The organism is Quadrisphaera sp. DVD1, assembly GCF_058932755.1.
This window is the reverse complement of record NZ_JBZYWI010000062.1, coordinates 1-17,412: the sequence shown is the minus strand read 5'-3', so window position 1 is coordinate 17,412 and position 17,412 is coordinate 1. Positions and strand designations below refer to the sequence as shown.

The window sequence follows — 17,412 nt, the reverse complement described above, 5'->3', positions numbered from 1 at the left end:
GCCGAGGGGCACGTCGTGCGCTCGCGGCTGTGCGAGGCGCTCGCGCTGCAGGGCCTGGGCTGCCCCGCCGCCGCTCGGGCCGCGGTCGCCGGCGCGGACCTGGAGGGCGCGGTGCCACCGCGCAGCCTCGAGAGCGACCTCGTGCAGCTCTACCAGGGCCGCGAGCGGGCCGACGCCGGCGACCTGGACGCCGCGCGCGGGCACCTCGAGCGCGCCCGCGACGGCGCCCTGCGCGCCGGGCGGGAGGTGTGGGCGGCCGCCGCGGAGGTGGCGCTGGCCGACGTGGAGGTGGCCGCGCTCGGCGACCACCCCGCGCTCGCGCGCTGGCGCGGCCTCGTGCAGGCCCTGGCGGCCCGCGAGCTGGGCCGCACCCGCTCGTTCACGGCCGACCTGTGGGCGCGCCGCCGCGTGCACCAGCTCACGAGCGAGAGCGACCGGATGAGCGCGGCAGCGCGCCAGGACGCGCTGACCGGGCTGGCCAACCGCCGCGCGCTGGACGAGGCGCTCGAGGACGCCGTCCGCGAGGGCCGCAGCGTGGGCGCCTGCTTCGTCGACGTCGACTCCTTCAAGGCCGTCAACGACCGCTGGTCGCACGGGGTGGGGGACGCCGTCCTGCGCCGGGTCGCCTCGATCGTGGCCGCGGCCTGCCGCAGCGAGGACCTCGTGGCGCGCTACGGGGGCGACGAGTTCGTCATCCTCACCGCGGGGGACGCCGCCGTCGCCGAGCCGGTCGCCGAGCGGATCCGCACCGCCGTGGCCGGCCACGCGTGGGGGGAGCTGGCCGAGGGCCTGCAGGTGACCGTCTCGGTGGGGATGGCGCCCTCGCTGCCCGCGGCCGCCGTCCTGGCCGCCGCCGACTCCGCGCTGCTGGCGGCCAAGCGCGGCGGGCGCGACCGGGTGGTCTCCGCTGTCGGTGCGCCGTAGGACAATGAGCAGGTGCGCCTCTACCGCGACGAAGCCGTCGTCCTGCGCACCCAGAAGCTCGGCGAGGCCGACCGGATCATCACCCTGCTGACCCGCCACCACGGCCGGGTGCGGGCGGTGGCCAAGGGCGTGCGGCGCACCTCCAGCCGCTTCGGGGCGCGCCTGGAGCCGGCCATGCTCGTCGACGTGCAGTTGCACGTCGGCCGCTCCCTCGACGTCGTCCAGCAGGTCGAGGTGCTCGCGCCCTACGCCAGCTCCCTGGCCAGCGACTACGGGCGCTACACCGCCGCGACGGCGATGGCCGAGACCGCCGAGCGGCTCACCGAGGTCGAGCGCGAGCCGGCGACCCAGCAGTTCCTCCTGCTGGTGGGCGCGCTGCGCACGCTGGTCACCGGCGTCCACGAGCCCTCGCTCGTGCTCGACGCCTACCTGCTGCGCTCCATGGCGGTCGCCGGGTGGGCGGCGAGCCTGCACGACTGCGCCCGCTGCGGCGCGCCCGGCCCGCACCGCGCCTTCGCCGTGGCCGCCGGGGGCGCGGTGTGCCCGCTGTGCCGCCCGCCGGGCTCGGCCGCGCCCGACCCGCGCACGATGGCGCTGCTCTCGGCGCTGCTCAGCGGCGACTGGGAGCGCGCGGACGCCGCCGAGCCGCGCCAGCAGCGCGAGGGCAGCGGCCTGGTCGCGGCCTACCTGCAGTGGCACCTCGAGCGCGGCGTGCGCTCCCTGAACATGGTGGAGCGCGCGTGAGGACGAGGCGGAGCACGACCCCGGCGAGCGCGCACGAGGTGCACGCCCCGCCGCCGCACCCCAGCGGCGCGCGGCCGCCGTCCCTGCCGCCCGAGCTCGTGCCGCGCCACGTGGCCGTGGTGATGGACGGCAACGGCCGGTGGGCCAACGCCCGCGGCCTGCCGCGCACCGCCGGCCACGAGGCGGGGGAGGCGGCGCTGCTCGACGTCGTGGCCGGGGCGATCGAGATCGGCGTCACGCACGTGTCGGCCTACGCGTTCTCCACCGAGAACTGGAAGCGCTCGCCCGAGGAGGTGCGCTTCCTCATGGGCTTCAACCGCGACGTCATCCGCCGCCGGCGCGACGAGATGCACTCCTGGGGGGTGCGGGTGCGCTGGGCCGGCCGGCGCCCGCGGCTGTGGCGCAGCGTCGTGAACGAGCTGGAGGAGGCCGAGCGCCTCACCGAGCACAACACCGTCTGCACGCTGACGATGTGCGTCAACTACGGCGGGCGCGCCGAGCTGGTGGACGCCGCGCGGGCCATCGCCGCCGAGGCCGCCGCCGGGCGGCTCGACCCCTCGCGCATCGACGAGCGCACGATCGCCCGGTACCTCGACGAGCCCGACCTGCCCGACGTCGACCTGTTCCTGCGCACCGGCGGGGAGCAGCGGACCTCGAACTTCCTGCTCTGGCAGTCCGCCTACGCCGAGATGGTCTTCCTCGAGGACGCCTGGCCGGACGTCGACCGGCGCACCCTGTGGCGCGCGATCGACCTGTACGCGCGGCGCGACCGCCGCTACGGCGCGGCGGTCGACCGCGCCGCGCGGGACGCGGACCTCCCCCAGACGTGATCATGGGATCCCGCCACCCCGGTGAGGTGGCGGGATCCCATGATCACGACGTGGTGGTGCTGAGGCGGGTCAGCTGCTGACGGCGGCCTTCAGGCGGCTGCCCGGGGTCAGCTTGACGCCGGTGCTCGCGGCGATCTGCAGCTCCTCACCGGTGCGCGGGTTGCGGCCGGTGCGGGCGGCGCGCTCGACGGCCTCGGCGGTGAGGAAGCCGGACAGGGAGATCTTGCGACCCGCCTTCAGCTCCTCGCCCAGCACGGCCTCCAGCGCGTCCAGGACGGCACCGGCCTGCGCGCGGGAGACCCCGGCGCGGTCGGCCAGGGTCCCGGTCAGCTCGTTGCGGTTCATCGCGTCCATGTGGGTGTTCGCTCCCTCGTGTCGGAGCCGCGGCGGGCAGCCGCGGCGCGTGTGCTGCTTCGAACCGTAGCCCCGAGGGCGGGGCGGCCCGCAACAGCGGGGGGATCTCCGGTCACCGGGCGCAGGCCGCGCACGTGCCGAAGACCTCCACGAGGTGGTCGACCTGGGAGAAGCCGTGGGCGTCGGCGACCGTGCGGGCCCAGCGCTCGACGTCCTGGCCCTCGACCTCCACGGTGCGCCCGCAGGAGCGGCAGACCAGGTGGTGGTGGTGCCCGGTGCTGCAGCGGCGGTAGCCGGCCTCGCCGTCCCCGCTGCGCAGGACGTCGACCTCGCCGTCCTCGACCATCGCCTGCAGCGCGCGGTAGACGGTGGCGAGCCCGATCGGGTTGCCCTGCTCGCGCAGCTGCGCGTACAGCTCCTGGGCCGTGCGGAACGACGTCTGCTCGGCCAGCAGGCTCGAGACCGCAGATCGCTGCGGCCGAGTGCGGCGGACGGGGGCGCTGCTCATGCGGTCACCTGCTCGGGTCGGGAGGAGGACGCGGCGCTGCGGGCCTGGCGCCGGCGCGCCGCGGCCAGCGGGGCACCGACGACCACGGCCAGCAGGAAGGCGGCCAGGGCCATGAGCACGATGGTGCCCCCCGAGGGGGTGTCGGCGTAGAACGAGGTGGTCACCCCGGCGAGGCTGCAGGCGAGCCCGACGGAGCAGGCGGTGAGCAGCGTGGTGGTGAAGCTGCGGCACAGGCGCTGGGCCGTGGCGACCGGCACCACCATGAGGGCGCTGATGAGCAGCAGACCGACCGTGCGCATGGACAGCACCACGGTCACGGCGGTCAGCGAGGCCAGGGCGCAGTTGAGCGCCAGCGCGGGCAGGCGCACCGCCCGGGTGTACTCCTCGTCGTTGCTCACCGCGAAGAACCACGGGCGCAGCAGCAGCACCGCCGCCAGCAGCACGGCGGCGAGCACGGCGAAGGTGCGCACGTCAGCGGCGCTCGTGGTCGTGATCGCGCCGAACAGGTAGCTGTTGAGGTTCGCCGCGCTGCCGGAGGGCGCCTGGCTGATCAGCACCACGCCGCCGGCGATGCCTCCGTAGAAGATCACGGCGAGGGCCACGTCGCCGCTGGTGCGCCCGCGCCAGCGGACCACCTCGATCACCACCGCGGCCACCACCGCCGCCACCAGGGCCGTCCAGACGGGGCTGCGGCCGCTCAGCAGGCCGGCGGCGACCCCCGCCAGGGACACGTGCCCGAGGCCGTCGCCGATGAGGGACAGGCCGCGCTGGACGATGAACCCGCCCACGACCGGGGCCGCGAGCCCGACCATGGCAGCCGCCAGCAGGGCGCGGCGCATGAAGTCGTAGTCGAGGATCTCCAGGGCCACGTCAGCGCGCCTCTCCGCGGGCGGCCCAGGGGCCGGTGAGGAACGACGGCGAGGACACCGGGTCGCCCTCGTGGTGGTCGCAGGGGTGGTCCTCGTCCGGGAGGTGCGCGTGCACCCGCGGGTCCCCGGCCCCGGCCTCGCGCAGCCGCGCGTCCTCGCGCACCCGGCCGTCGACGATCCGCACGGCGCGGTCCACCACGCCGCGGACCGCGGCCAGCTCGTGCGTGACGATGACCATGGACACGCCGCGGCCGACGAGCGCGGCGAGCACCTCGACCAGGGCGTGCTGGCTGTCCTCGTCCACCCCGGCCGTGGGCTCGTCGAGCAGCATCAGCTCGGGCTCGGAGGCGAGGGCTCGGGCGATCAGCACCCGGCGCTGCTGGCCGCCGGACAGCTCGCTGACGTTGGAGCGGGCCCGGTGGGCCAGGCCCACGGCGTCCAGCGCCTCGGCCACGACGGCGCGGTCGCGCCGCCGGGCGGCCGGCAGCAGCCGGGTCAGCGGGTCGGTGCGCGCCAGGCGACCCACGGCCACCACCTCGGCGACCGTCGCGGGCACCGACGTCGTGACGGTGTGGCGCTGCGGCACGTAGCCGATCGCCGCGCGACGGGTGAGGTCGCCGACCGGCGTCCCCAGGACCTCCAGGGAGCCGGAGGTGACGGTGGCCAGTCCGAGGGCGGCGCGCACCAGCGTCGTCTTGCCCGACCCGTTGGGCCCGAGCAGGGCCACGCAGTCGCCGGAGGCGACCTCGAGGTCGACGTCGTGGACGACCGGGCCCTCGTCGTAGCCGATGCTGCAGCGGCGGTAGGCGAGCACGGGGGCGCCCCCCGCACGAGGCGAGGGGCGCTCCGACCGCGACGGCGTGGTGCTCACGTGCAGCTCTGCCCCGTGCGCAGCGCCTGCAGGTTGGCGCGCATGACCTCAAGGTAGTCGCTGCCGGCGGACTCGTCGGTCAGCCCCTCGAGCGGGTCGAGCACGGCCGTGGCCGCGCCGGTCTCGGCGGCCACGGTCTCGGCGATCGCCGGGCTGACCAGCGTCTCGAAGTAGATGGTGGTGACCTGGTTCTCGGTGACGAAGTCGGCCACCTCGGCCAGGCGGGCCGCGGTGGGCTCCTCGTCGGGGCTCAGGCCCGAGATGCCGACCTGGGTCAGGCCGTAGCGCTCGGCCAGGTAGCCGAACGCCTCGTGGCTCGTGACCAGGTCGGTGCTCGCGCACGAGGCCAGCCCGGTGGTCAGCTCGGCGTCGAGCGCCTCGAGGTCGCCGCGCAGGGAGGCGGCGCCGGAGGCGTAGTCGTCGGCGTGGTCGGGGTCGACGTCGGACAGCTGCTCCGCGACCGCGTCGCCGACGGCCGCGAGGCGCAGCGGGTCGAGCCAGAAGTGGGGGTCGGTCTGCTGCTCCTCGCCCTCGGCGTGCTCCTCGCCCTCGGCGTGCTCCTCCTCGTGCTCGTGCTCGCCCTCGTAGGTCAGGTCGAGGTCGGCGTCCTCGCTCACGTCGTAGGAGGTCGTGCCGGCGCTCTCCAGCGCGTCGTCCACGGCCGCCTGCAGGCCGGCCTCGTAGACCACGAGGTCGGCGTCGGAGAGGGCGGCGACGTCGGAGGCCGCCAGCTCGAGGTCGTGCGGCTCCGCGCCGGGCGGCGTCAGGTTCGTCACCTCGGCCAGGTCCCCGGCGACCCGCTCGGTCACGTACTGCAGCGGGTAGAAGGCCGCGACGACCTGCACGCCGCCGCTGCCGCCCTCGGCGCCGGCGGCCGTGGAGGCCCCCGAGGACCCGCAGGCACTCAGCAGGAGGCAGGTGGCGGCGAGGGCGCCGGGGGTCAGCAGTCTGGTGTTCACGACAACCATTCTCATCAGACTCCGGTGCTGGAGTCAAAGCGGGGCCACGGGGCTCCCGCGTCCGCCCGCTAACCTGGCCCGTCCGCCGACAGCCCAGCCGGAGAGGGAACCCCCGTGGCCCAGAGCACCAGCCGCATCGAGACCGTCGTCAGCCTCTGCAAGCGCCGGGGCTACGTCTTCCCCAGCGGGGAGATCTACGGCGGCACGCGCTCCGCCTGGGACTACGGACCGCTGGGCGTCGAGCTCAAGGAGAACGTCAAGCGCCAGTGGTGGCGCTCGATGGTGCAGGGCCGCGACGACGTCGTCGGGCTCGACTCCTCGGTGATCCTGCCGCGGCGGGTGTGGGAGGCCTCCGGGCACGTCGAGGTATTCACCGACCCGCTCGTGGAGTCCACGGTCACGCACAAGCGCTACCGCGCCGACCACCTGCTGGAGGCCTACGAGGCCAAGCACGGGCACCCCCCGGTCAACGGCTGGGCCGACGTCCCCGACCCCGAGACGGGCGAGCGCGGCAACTGGACCGAGCCCAAGGAGTTCTCCGGGCTCATGAAGACCTACCTCGGCCCGGTCGAGGACGAGTCGGGCATGGCCTACCTGCGCCCGGAGACCGCGCAGGGCATCTTCGTCAACTTCGCCAACGTCATGGGCTCGGCCCGCCGGAAGCCGCCGTTCGGCATCGGGCAGATGGGCAAGTCGTTCCGCAACGAGATCACGCCGGGCAACTTCATCTTCCGCACCCGCGAGTTCGAGCAGATGGAGATGGAGTTCTTCGTCGAGCCGGGCACCGACGAGGAGTGGCACCAGACCTGGATCGACACCCGGATGGCCTGGTACACCGACCTGGGCATCTCCGGCGACAACCTGCGCCTCTTCGAGCACCCGCAGGAGAAGCTCTCCCACTACTCCAAGCGCACGGTCGACATCGAGTACCGCTTCGGCTTCACCGGCTCGGAGTGGGGGGAGCTCGAGGGCATCGCGAACCGCACCGACTTCGACCTGCGCACCCACAGCGAGCACTCCGGCGTCGACCTGACCTACTTCGACCAGGCCAAGAACGAGCGCTGGACGCCGTACGTCATCGAGCCCGCGGCCGGCGTCGGGCGCTCGATGATGGCGTTCCTCGTCGACGCCTACACCGAGGACGAGGCGCCCAACACCAAGGGCGGCGTCGACACGCGCGTGGTGCTGCGCCTCGACCACCGCCTGGCGCCGGTCAAGGCCGCGGTGCTGCCGCTCTCGCGCAGCGGCGACCTCGGCCCGAAGGCCCGCGACCTCGCCGCGCAGCTGCGGCGGACCTGGAACGTCGACTTCGACGACGCCGGGGCGATCGGGCGCCGCTACCGCCGCCAGGACGAGATCGGCACGCCGTTCTGCCTCACGGTCGACTTCGACACCCTCGAGGACCAGGCCGTGACCGTGCGCGAGCGCGACTCGATGGCCCAGACCCGCGTGGCGCTCGACCAGGTCGAGGGCTACCTGGCCGCGCGCCTCGTCGGGGCCTGACCGGGCGGCGTCCGGCCCCACCCCGGTGAGCGCGGGGCGTTCCTGTGCCCGTCTGGTGAGCGCAGGAACGCCCCGTGCGCGCCGGGGACGGGCACAGATCCGCCCACTGCGCCTCCGGGGCCGGCGTCCGGCCCCTCAGCCCGCCCGGTGCCACGGCGCGGCCGGCTCCGCGCACTCGCGCAGGAACGCCGAGACCTCGCGGCACACCCGGGCCGCGTCGGCTCGGACGTCGGCCGGCGCCAGCGCCAGCACCCGGTACCCGTGAGCCACCAGGGCCCGCTGGCGCTGCTGCGTGCGCCGGTAGAGCGCGGGGCTGAGGTGCCACGCCATCGAGTCGAGCTCGACGACGGCGCGCACCTCCTCCCAGAGCGCGTCGGCGACCGCGAGGACCTCGCCGTCGGGCGTGCGCACCGCGGCGTTCCACCGCGGTGCTGGCAGCCCGTGGCGCTCGAACGCCTCACGGAGCTCGGCCTCGGCGACCGAGCGGACGCCGGCGTCCACCTCGGCGAGCACGGCGCGGGCCAGTGCCGTCCGCTGCCGCGCTGCCTGACGCACCTCCACGACCAGCGCGTCGACGTCGCACCGCCGCTGCTGGACGGCGGCCGCCACCAGCTCGCGCACCTCCGGCACGTGCTCGCTGCGCCGGCAGGCGTCCACCACTGCTCGGGCCACCGGGGCGCACGGCAGGCCACGGGCGAGCACCGCCTCGGGGACGCGGCGACTCCTCGTGAGCAGGGCGAACCCGTGCGAGGAGCGCTGGCACGGGTGGGGCACCACCACGTGCACCCGTCCCTCACGCCGGACGTCGTCGAGCCGGAGCCCGTGCAGGGCGAGCGCGTCGAGCCCGGTGAGCACCGCGCCGGCGCCCGCGTACTTCAGTGCGGCGAGGCGGCGCTCGTGGGTGGTGGGCACCCCGCGGTGGCCGGCCACCACCCCGGGGAGGAGGCGCTGCCACGGGCCGTCGGGTCCGATCCGGCGGATGATCGTCGAAGCAGGGACGCCGACCCGTCGGAGCTCGGCGTGGGTCGCCACGGACCGGCCGGGGGACAGGAGGTCGGCCAGGGCCTGGCCGTCGAGGCCGTCGCGTCGTCGCACGCCGCGAGGGTGGTCCCGCGCCCGACGGGCGGTTCCGGCGGTGCGCTGGCCTGTGGACGGTGAGGTGTCGGGGGGTGCCTGTGGGCGGCGCGCTCGACGGCTCGCCCCCGTCCGCGGCGCTCGTGGGGGGATCTGTGCCCGTTCCAGGCGGGCACGGGGCGCCCCTGTGCCCGTCTGGTGGGCACAGGAACGCCCCGCGCCGGAGGCGGCCGGCGAGGAGCGGCACCGACAGCAGCAGCCGGGGTGGCGAACGCCCACGACCACGACGAGTGCGGGCGAACCGCCCACCTCAGGCGCGCCGCGCCGGTACTGTCCGCGACATGGTCATCCAGGGGGACGCGCAGGAGCCGGTGCTCGGGAGCGCCGTGCGCCTGCTTCCGGTCGAGCAGGGCGCCGAGCGCACCGGTGAGCTCACGGAGTGGTCGTCCGGTCCGGCCGGCCTCGTCGTCACGGCGCGGGTCGCCGTCCCGGCGCAGGACGCCGCGGCGCTCGCCGGGCAGCGCCTGTGGGCCCGCCTGCAGGTGGGCGAGGGCGTGCGGGTGCTCGAGGCCGTCGCCATGGCCGGCTTCGCGGACACCGAGCTGGAGCTGACCGGGGTGCTGTCCCTGGCCGCCGAGACGCGCCGCGCCGAGCCGCGCGTGCCGACCCAGCGCCGCGCGCGGGTCACCACCGCCGGTGCCAGCGGCGTCGCCGCCCGCACGGTCGACCTCTCGCGCTCCGGCGCCCGGCTGGACCTGTCCGCCGGCCAGGTGCTGCCGGACTCCGGCACGCTGGAGGTCACCCTCGAGGTCGGCGGCGAGGACGCCGTCTCGGTGACCGCTCAGGTCGTGCGCGCGGACGCCGAGCGCCAGGAGGTCGCCGTCCGCTTCGTCGACCTCGTCGAGGCCGACGCCCAGCGCATCGACCGGGTCGTGCTCGCCGAGCTGTCCGAGCAGGCCGCCCAGCCCGCCGAGCAGGGCTGAGCGCGACGAGCGCACCGGCAGCGGCTGAGACACTGGAGCGGTGAGCGCTCCCGTCCTGTCCGCACCCGCGCCGGCGACCCCCGCGCGGCCGGTGCTGCCGGCCCTGCGGATCGGTCCGCACGTCATCGACACCCCGGTGGTGCTGGCCCCCATGGCCGGCGTCACCAACGCGCCGTTCCGCTCGCTGTGCCGCGAGCACGGCGCCGGCGTCTTCGTCTCCGAGATGGTCACCTCCCGCGCCCTCGTCGAGCGGACGCCGGAGTCGCTGCGCCTCGTCCAGCACGAGCCCGGCGCCAGCCCGCGCAGCGTGCAGCTCTACGGGGTCGACCCGGCCACCGTCGGCGCCGCCGTGCGGATGCTCGTCGAGGAGGACCTCGCCGACCACGTCGACCTCAACTTCGGCTGCCCGGTGCCCAAGGTCACCCGCCGCGGCGGCGGCTCCGCGCTGCCGTGGAAGACCGCCCTGTTCACCGGCGTGGTCCGCGCCGCGGTCCAGGCGGCGGCGCCGGCGGGCGTGCCGGTGACCATCAAGATGCGCAAGGGCATCGACGCGGACCACCTGACCTACCTCGACGCCGGCCGGATCGCCGAGGCCGAGGGCGTCGCCGCGGTGGCCCTGCACGGGCGCACCGCCGCCGACTACTACTCCGGCACCGCCGACTGGGACGCGATCGCGCGCCTCAAGGAGGCCGTGACGAGCATCCCGGTGCTCGGCAACGGCGACATCTGGTCCGCTGACGACGCCGTGGCGATGATCGCCCGGACCGGCTGCGACGGCGTCGTGGTCGGCCGCGGCTGCCTCGGCAGGCCGTGGCTGTTCGCCGACCTGGCCGCGGCGCTGTCCGGCAGCCCCGAGCGCGTGCGGCCGGGGCTCGGCGCGGTCGCCGAGGTGCTGCGCCGCCACGCGCACCTGCTCGTGGAGCACTTCGGCGACGAGCTGCGCGGCTGCCGCGAGATCCGCAAGCACGTGGCCTGGTACCTCAAGGGCTACGTCGTGGGCGGCTCGGTGCGCGCCCAGCTCGGCCTCGTCGACACCCTCGCCGCCCTCGACGAGCTCATCGCCGGCCTGGACCTCGACCAGCCCCACCCCGGGGACGCCGCCGAGGGCCCGCGCGGTCGCACGTCCGGGACGCCGAGGGTGGCGGTGCCCGAGGGCTGGCTGGACGACCGCGAGCTGAGCGGCGCCGCGCTGGACGTCGTCCGCGACGCCGAGCTGCACCCGGCGTCCACCAGCGGCGGCTGAGGTGGGGCGGCACGCGGCGGGCGGGGACGGCGCCGGGAGCGCAGGCGGCGTCGGGGCGGGCTTCGACGGGTACACGGCGGACGACCGCGCCCGCTGGGTCGCCGAGCCGCCCAAGAGCCTGTCCCGGGGCGACTTCGCCCGCGACCGCGCGCGCGTGCTGCACTCCTCGGCGCTGCGCCGCCTGGGCGCCAAGACGCAGGTCGTCGGCCCGGGCAGCGACGACTTCGCCCGCACCCGGCTGACCCACTCCCTCGAGGTGGCCCAGGTGGGCCGCGAGCTGGCCGGGGCGCTGGGCTGCGACCCCGACGTCGTCGACGCCGCCTGCCTGGCCCACGACCTGGGCCACCCGCCGTTCGGGCACAACGGGGAGTCGGCGCTGGCGCAGGTCAGCGCCGCGATCGGGGGCTTCGAGGGCAACGCCCAGACCCTGCGCCTGCTGACCCGCCTGGAGCCGAAGGTGGTCCAGGCCAGCGGGCGCCCCGCGGGCCTCAACCTCACCCGGGCGAGCCTGGACGCCGCCACGAAGTACCCCTGGCCGGCGGGGGAGGACCCGCGCGGGGCCAGCGGCAAGTTCGGCGTCTACGCCGAGGACGCCGCGGTGTTCGCCTGGCTGCGCGAGGGCGCGCCGGACGGCCGCCGCTGCCTCGAGGCCCAGGTGATGGACCTCGCCGACGACATCGCCTACAGCGTCCACGACGTCGAGGACGCCGTGGTCGCCGACCGCCTCGACCTGGCGGCCATCGCCGGGGCCGAGCAGCGAGCGCGGATCGCCGAGCAGGTGCGCGCTCGCTACCTGCCCGACGCGCAGGACGCCGAGGTCGACGCCGCCCTGGCCGCCCTGGAGGCCAGCGCGACCTGGGTGACCGGCTTCGACGGCAGCCGCGCGGCGCTCGCGGCGCTCAAGGACATGACGAGCCAGCTCATCGGCCGGTTCTGCCTCGCGGTGCAGCGGGCCACCCGCGAGGTCACCGGGCCCGGGCCGCTCACCCGGTACGCCGCCGACCTCGTCGTGCCGCGCGCGACGGTGCTCGAGGTCGCCGCGCTCAAGGGCGTCATGGCCGCGTTCGTGCTCACCGACCGCGACCGCGTGCCGGTCTACGCCGGGCAGCGCGAGGTGCTGCAGGAGCTGGTGCGCGCCCTGCTGGAGCGGCCCGACCAGCTCGAGCCGCCGTTCGCCGCCGACCACGCCGACGCCGACGACGACGCCGGCCGGCTGCGCGCCGTCGTCGACCAGGTGGCCTCCCTCACCGACGCCAGCGCCACGGCGTGGCACGCCCGGCTCTGCTGAGCGCCTGAGCGCCTGAGCTCGGCGCTCAGGCGACGAGGGCGTCCACCGCGTCGGCGGAGAGCACGTGCTCGGTGGCCATGGCGCTGGCGCCGAGGACGCCGGCCCGCCCGGCGGTGCGCGTGGCGGCGATCCTCAGGTGCGCCGTGGCCAGCGGCAGCGAGCGCCGGTAGACCTCCTCGCGGATGCCGGCCAGCAGGTGCTCGCCGGCCTCGGCGAGCGACCCCCCGATGACGATGAGCGAGGGGTTGAGCAGGCTCACGCAGACCGCCAGGACGGCCCCGATGTCGCGGCCGGCCTCGCGCACCGCCTGCCCGGCGCGCACGTCGCCGGCCCGCACGAGCGCCACGACGCCGGCGCTGTCCTCCGCGGCCAGCCCCGCCCCGCTCAGCGCGAGCGCGACGGCCCGGCCGCTGGCGAGCGCCTCGAGGCAGCCGGTGTTGCCGCACCGGCACACGGCGTCGCGCCCGCCCGGCACCGCCACGTGCCCGAGGTCTCCGGCGGCGCCCTGCGCCCCGCGGCGGATCTCCCCGTCGCTGATGATGCCGGCGCCGATGCCGGTCGCGACCTTGACGAACATGAGGTGGTCGACGTCCGGCCAGGCCGCCGCGTGCTCGCCCAGGGCCATGATGTTGACGTCGTTGTCGACGAGCACGGGGGCGCCCAGGGCGCTGCCCAGCGCGCCGGAGACGTCGGCGCCGTCCCAGCCGGGCATGATCGGCGGGTTGATCGGACGGCCCGTCGCGTGGTCGACCGGCCCCGGCAGCCCCACGCCGACGCTGACCAGGTCGCTCAGGGGGCGGTCGGTGGCCGCGACGAGCTTGCGGCCCACCGCGGCGACGCGGTCGAGCACCGGCTCGGGGCCGGCGCCGATGGCGATCGGCTCCTCGTGCTCGGCGAGGACGCGCCCGGCGAGGTCGGTGACGGCCAGGCGGGCGTGGGTGGCTCCCAGGTCCACGGCGAGGACGAGCCGGGCCTCGGGGTGGAAGGCGAACGTCGCCGGCGGGCGGCCGCCGGTGGAGGAGGCCTCGCCGGCGGGGGTGACCAGGCCGGCGGCGAGCAGCTGCTCCACCCGCGCGGCGATGGTGGACCGGGACTGGCCCGTGGTCGCCGCGAGGTCCGCGCGGGTGCGCGGCTGGCCGTCGCGGAGCAGCTGGAACAGCGCACCGGCGCCGGGCGACCGGGGCGCGGGGCGCTGCGGCAGGTCCATGGGGCCAGTGAACCCCATCCCTTCCGTCGCTCGCCAGGCGTCTTCCGCAGGTCCTGAGGCAACTTTCCATTGACAGTCGGCGGAAGTCCTCCCTAGGTTCCCGCCATGGTCAGAGTCGACCGAGGGGCGCCCCTGCTGCAGGTGCGCGGGATCGTCAAGGAGTTCCCGGGCGTGCGGGCGCTGGACGGCGTCGACCTCGACGTGCGCGCCGGCGAGGTGCACTGCCTGCTCGGCCAGAACGGCGCCGGGAAGTCCACGCTCATCAAGGTGCTGGCCGGTGCGCACCAGCCCGACTCCGGCGAGGTCACGTGGCGGGGCGAGCCGGTGCGGCTGTCCTCGCCGCAGGCCGCCACGGCGCTGGGCATCGCCACCATCTACCAGGAGCTCGACCTCGTCGACGGCCTCACCGTGGCCGAGAACATCGCCCTGGGCCACGAGCGCGCGCGCTTCGGCTTCACCCGCCCGGCGACCACCGACCGCGAGGCCGTGGCGCTCCTGGAGCGCCTGGGCCACCCCGAGATCGCGCCGACCACCGAGGTCGGGCGCCTGTCGGCCGCCGGCAAGCAGGTGGTGAGCATGGCGCGCGCCCTGTCCCACGACGCGCGGCTGATCATCATGGACGAGCCCTCGGCGGTGCTCGACCAGGAGGAGGTCGGCCGCCTCTTCGACGTCGTCCGCGACCTCACCGCCGCCGACGTGGCGGTGGTCTACATCAGCCACCGCCTCGAGGAGATCCGCCAGATCGGCGACCGCGTCACCGTCCTCAAGGACGGGCGCACCGTGGCCACCGACCTGCCGGTGGAGGGCACCTCCACGAAGGAGGTCGTGCGGCTGATGACCGGGCGCTCCATCGAGTACGTCTTCCCGCCGCGCCGCAGCGCACCGGACGCGTCCGTGGCGCCCCTGCTCGAGGTGCGGGGCCTGACCCGCGCCGGGGAGTTCGAGGACGTCAGCTTCGACGTCCGCCCCGGCGAGGTGGTGGGGTTCGCCGGCCTCGTCGGCTCCGGGCGCTCGGAGGTGCTGGAGACCGTCTACGGCGCGCGCCGCCCGGGCACCGGCACCGTCTCCGTGGCCGGACGCCGGCTGCGCGCCGGCGACGTCGCCAGCGCCGTGGCCGCCGGGGTGGGCCTGTCACCGGAGGAGCGCAAGAGCCAGGGCCTGCTGCTCGACGACTCCGTCACCCGCAACATCAGCATCTCCTCGCTCTCGAGGTTCGCCAGGGGCGGGTTCCTGCGGCGCGGCGCCGAGCGCACCGCCGCCCAGGAGCAGGTGGAGGCGCTCGACGTGCGCCCCGGTGACGTCGACCGGGCCGTGCGCACGCTCTCCGGCGGCAACCAGCAGAAGGTGCTGCTGGCCCGCTGGCTGCTGCGCGACTGCCGGGTGCTCCTGCTCGACGAGCCCACCCGCGGGGTCGACGTCGGCGCCCGGTCGGAGATCTACGCGCTGGTGCGGGCGCTGGCCGACCGCGGGGTCGCGGTCGTCGTGGTCTCCAGCGAGATCGAGGAGGTGCTCGGGCTGGCCGACCGGGTGCTCGTGGTCTCCGACGGCCGGGTCGTCTTCGACGGCCCCAGCGAGGAGCTGGACGAGCACCGCGTGCTCGACATGGTGATGGAGGGGGCGACCGCATGAGCGACATGACGACCTCGGCGACGGCGGGAGGCGCCGCGGGCGGCGGCAGCGCCGGCTCGCCCTCGGGCCCGAGCGGCGCGGGCCTGCCGCCGTCGGCCGACGCCCCGGCGCGGGAGGGCGGCCGCAGCGCGACCCGCGCCGGCGCCCCGCGCTCGTCGGGCCTGCTGGCGGGCTCGGTGGGGCGCAACCTCGGCCTGGTGATCGCCCTCGCGGTCCTGTGCGCGGTCGGCGTCATCACCGCGGGGGAGCGCTTCGCGAGCATCGACAACGTCCTGACGATCCTGCGGCTGGCGTCGGTGATCGGCGTGGTCAGCGTCGGCATGACCTTCGTCATCATCGGCGGGGGCATCGACCTGTCCGTGGGCGCCATCGTGGCCCTGTCCTCGGTGTGGGCGACCACCCTGGCGACGCAGGCCATCGCCAACGACGTCCACTGGCTGGCGATGGTCGGCACGGCGCTGCTGGTCGGCACCGCGTGCGGGCTCATCAACGGGGTGGTGATCGCCTACGGGCGGATCGTCGCCTTCATCGCCACCCTGGCGATGCTCGCCTCGGCCCGCGGCCTCGCCGAGATCATCTCCAACCGCCGCACGCAGATCATCGAGGTCGACGGGTTCCGCGACGCCCTCTCCGGCGACCTGCTCGGCCTGCCGAAGATCGTCCTCATCTTCGCCGCGGTGGCCGTCGTCGGCTGGGTGCTGCTCAACCGCACGACGTTCGGCCGCCGCACCTTCGCCGTGGGCGGCAACGCCGAGGCGGCCCGCCTCGCCGGCATCAGGGTCCAGCGCCACACCGTGATGCTCTACGTCCTGCTCGGCCTGGCCTGCGGCATCGCCGCCGTCATGATCATCTCCCGGACGCGGACGGGCAGCTCCACGCACGGCACCCTCTACGAGCTCGAGGCGATCGCCGCCGTCGTCATCGGCGGCACCCTGCTCTCCGGCGGGCGCGGCAGCATCGTCGGCACCGTCCTCGGCGTGCTGATCCTCACGACGCTGACCAACGTCTTCATCCTCGTCGACTGGTCGTCGTCGGCGCAGGCCGTGGCCAAGGGCCTGATCATCGTCGTCGCGGTCCTCCTCCAGCAGCGGGTCGCCGCGCGCGGCGCGCGCACCTGAGCGAGCCGCCCCACACCCACCACCCCCTCACCCACCCCTCGAGCGGGTGACCCCCGCTCGCCCACCCCGCAGGAGGAACCATGTCCACCACCCCCGCCCGACAGCGTCGTCGGGTGCTGGTGCCCGCCGTCGTCCTGGCCACCACCTCCCTGGTGCTGGGCGCGTGCACGAGCAACACCCCCGAGGCGTCCTCCGAGGAGGCCCCCGCGGCCGCCCCCGCGGCCGGCGGCAACGACGAGCCCGGCGACACCGTGCGCATCGGGTTCTCCGCGCCGGCGGCCGACCACGGCTGGATGGCCGCGATCACCGAGGCCGCCCGCGCCGAGGCCGAGCGCTACGATGACGTCGAGCTGCAGGTCGCCGAGGGCACCAACGACGTGCAGCTGCAGATCAGCCAGGTCGAGACGTTCATCAACGACGGGGTGGACGCCATCGTGCTGCTGCCCTTCGACGGCGCCGCGCTCACCCCGGTGGCGCTGCAGGCGATGGAGGCGGGCATCCCGGTCATCAACGTCGACCGCGAGTTCGACAGCCCCTTCGCCTCGCGGGTGACCGTGCTCGGCGACAACTACGGCATGGGCGTCTCGGCGGGCACCTACGTCTGCGGCGAGCTCGGGGACACCCCCGACGCCGTGGTGGCCGAGATCGCCGGGATCGACTCCCTCCCGCTGACCCAGGACCGCAGCCAGGGCTTCGCGGACGCCCTGTCCGAGTGCGGCCTCGAGGTCAGCAACCGCGTCGCCGCCGACTTCACCGTCGAGGGCGGCGAGGAGGCCGCCGCGAACCTCCTCCAGGCGGCGCCGAAGATCGACGCCATCTGGAACCACGACGACGACCAGGGCGTCGGCGTCCTGGCCGCCATCGAGAACGCCGGCCGCGACGAGTTCTTCATGGTCGGCGGCGCCGGCTCGGCCAACGTCATGCGCTCCATCGAGGCCGACGACTCCGTGGTCAAGGCCACGGTGGTCTACCCCTCCACCCAGGCGGCCGACGGGATCCGCCTCGCGCGCCTGCTCGTGCAGGACAAGGCTCTGGGTGACCTGGTCGAGGTCGAGGTGCCCCGGCAGGTGCAGCTGTTCGCGCCGGTGGTCACCCGTGACAACGTGGACCAGTACCTGTCGTCGGCGTTCGAGTCCTGACCGGCGCCGTCCGAGCGAAGAGGTGAGCGGAGAGGTGGAGCAGATGGCCCAGCAGGATCGTGGGGGCGGCCGGGAGCCGGGGGAGCTCTCGGTGGCCATGGTCGGGTACGCCTTCATGGGGGCGGCGCACTCGCAGGCCTGGCGCAGCGCCCCGCGGTTCTTCGAGCTG

The 17,412-nt window shown here is 75.5% G+C and carries 17 protein-coding genes and 1 pseudogene; 11 read left to right on the top strand and 7 right to left on the bottom strand.

Annotation, left to right across the window (positions count from 1 at the left end):
* From AC5FZL_RS09050 to AC5FZL_RS09040, 3 genes are all read left to right on the top strand, one after another.
* On the top strand, positions 1-924 hold a 924-nt coding region (locus AC5FZL_RS09050), incomplete at its 5' end, for a GGDEF domain-containing protein (protein ID WP_493618255.1).
* 12 nt (positions 925-936) lie between these two features.
* Positions 937-1,668 (top strand): DNA repair protein RecO, encoded by a 732-nt coding sequence (gene recO, locus AC5FZL_RS09045; protein WP_493618254.1) that lies wholly within the window; start codon positions 937-939, stop codon positions 1,666-1,668.
* Positions 1,665-2,498, top strand: coding sequence for an isoprenyl transferase (locus tag AC5FZL_RS09040; protein ID WP_493618253.1), 834 nt, complete (start codon positions 1,665-1,667; stop codon positions 2,496-2,498). The genes recO and AC5FZL_RS09040 overlap by 4 nt, the downstream gene beginning before the upstream one ends.
* A gap of 69 nt (positions 2,499-2,567) precedes the next feature.
* Here AC5FZL_RS09040 and AC5FZL_RS09035 read toward each other — a convergent pair whose 3' ends face one another.
* The 5 genes from AC5FZL_RS09035 to AC5FZL_RS09015 form a co-directional block, all read right to left on the bottom strand.
* Positions 2,568-2,852: an HU family DNA-binding protein gene (locus AC5FZL_RS09035; RefSeq protein ID WP_493618252.1), complete on the bottom strand. Its 285-nt coding sequence runs from the start codon at positions 2,850-2,852 to the stop codon at positions 2,568-2,570.
* A 112-nt stretch (positions 2,853-2,964) separates the two neighbouring features.
* Positions 2,965-3,360, bottom strand: a complete 396-nt coding sequence (locus tag AC5FZL_RS09030; RefSeq protein WP_493618251.1) for a Fur family transcriptional regulator — start codon at positions 3,358-3,360, stop codon at positions 2,965-2,967.
* Entirely contained in the window at positions 3,357-4,229 is an 873-nt protein-coding gene (locus AC5FZL_RS09025) for a metal ABC transporter permease (protein WP_493618250.1), read from the bottom strand. The genes AC5FZL_RS09030 and AC5FZL_RS09025 overlap by 4 nt, the downstream gene beginning before the upstream one ends.
* 1 nt (position 4,230) lies before the next feature.
* Complete coding sequence (locus AC5FZL_RS09020; protein ID WP_493618249.1) at positions 4,231-5,043, bottom strand: metal ABC transporter ATP-binding protein; 813 nt, start codon at positions 5,041-5,043, stop codon at positions 4,231-4,233.
* A 53-nt stretch (positions 5,044-5,096) separates the two neighbouring features.
* Positions 5,097-6,068, bottom strand: a complete 972-nt coding sequence (locus tag AC5FZL_RS09015) for a metal ABC transporter substrate-binding protein (RefSeq protein ID WP_493618248.1) — start codon at positions 6,066-6,068, stop codon at positions 5,097-5,099.
* A gap of 105 nt (positions 6,069-6,173) precedes the next feature.
* Between AC5FZL_RS09015 and AC5FZL_RS09010 the strand changes: the two genes are divergently transcribed.
* Positions 6,174-7,562, top strand: a complete 1,389-nt coding sequence (locus AC5FZL_RS09010; protein ID WP_493618247.1) for a glycine--tRNA ligase — start codon at positions 6,174-6,176, stop codon at positions 7,560-7,562.
* 135 nt (positions 7,563-7,697) lie between these two features.
* On the opposite strand, the gene AC5FZL_RS09005 is transcribed toward AC5FZL_RS09010, so the two are convergent.
* A complete protein-coding gene (locus AC5FZL_RS09005; RefSeq protein ID WP_493618246.1) occupies positions 7,698-8,657 on the bottom strand; it encodes a hypothetical protein in 960 nt (319 codons plus the stop codon).
* Positions 8,658-8,977: 320 nt separating this feature from the next.
* Between AC5FZL_RS09005 and AC5FZL_RS09000 the strand changes: the two genes are divergently transcribed.
* The 3 genes from AC5FZL_RS09000 to AC5FZL_RS08990 are packed head-to-tail and all read left to right on the top strand — an operon-like array spanning position 8,978 to position 12,150.
* Positions 8,978-9,619 carry a PilZ domain-containing protein gene (locus AC5FZL_RS09000; RefSeq protein WP_493618245.1) on the top strand — a complete coding sequence of 214 codons (642 nt, stop codon included), beginning with the start codon at positions 8,978-8,980 and terminating at the stop codon, positions 9,617-9,619.
* A gap of 40 nt (positions 9,620-9,659) precedes the next feature.
* Positions 9,660-10,862: a tRNA dihydrouridine synthase DusB gene (gene dusB / locus AC5FZL_RS08995; protein WP_493618244.1), complete on the top strand. Its 1,203-nt coding sequence runs from the start codon at positions 9,660-9,662 to the stop codon at positions 10,860-10,862.
* A 1-nt stretch (position 10,863) separates the two neighbouring features.
* A complete protein-coding gene (locus AC5FZL_RS08990; RefSeq protein ID WP_493618243.1) occupies positions 10,864-12,150 on the top strand; it encodes a deoxyguanosinetriphosphate triphosphohydrolase in 1,287 nt (428 codons plus the stop codon).
* Positions 12,151-12,175: 25 nt separating this feature from the next.
* Here AC5FZL_RS08990 and AC5FZL_RS08985 read toward each other — a convergent pair whose 3' ends face one another.
* A complete protein-coding gene (locus AC5FZL_RS08985) occupies positions 12,176-13,357 on the bottom strand; it encodes an ROK family protein (protein WP_493618242.1) in 1,182 nt (393 codons plus the stop codon).
* Between the two features lie 105 nt (positions 13,358-13,462).
* On the opposite strand from AC5FZL_RS08985, the gene AC5FZL_RS08980 reads away from it, so the two are divergent.
* From AC5FZL_RS08980 to AC5FZL_RS08965, 4 genes and pseudogenes are all read left to right on the top strand, one after another.
* Positions 13,463-14,986, top strand: a complete 1,524-nt coding sequence (locus AC5FZL_RS08980; protein WP_493618241.1) for a sugar ABC transporter ATP-binding protein — start codon at positions 13,463-13,465, stop codon at positions 14,984-14,986.
* A complete protein-coding gene (locus AC5FZL_RS08975; RefSeq protein ID WP_493618240.1) occupies positions 14,983-16,104 on the top strand; it encodes an ABC transporter permease in 1,122 nt (373 codons plus the stop codon). Before AC5FZL_RS08980 ends, AC5FZL_RS08975 begins: the two co-directional genes overlap by 4 nt.
* Positions 16,105-16,184: 80 nt before the next feature.
* Positions 16,185-17,243, top strand: coding sequence for a substrate-binding domain-containing protein (locus AC5FZL_RS08970; RefSeq protein ID WP_493618239.1), 1,059 nt, complete (start codon positions 16,185-16,187; stop codon positions 17,241-17,243).
* 43 nt (positions 17,244-17,286) lie between these two features.
* Positions 17,287-17,412: pseudogene (locus AC5FZL_RS08965) on the top strand (gfo/Idh/MocA family oxidoreductase); the annotation flags it as partial.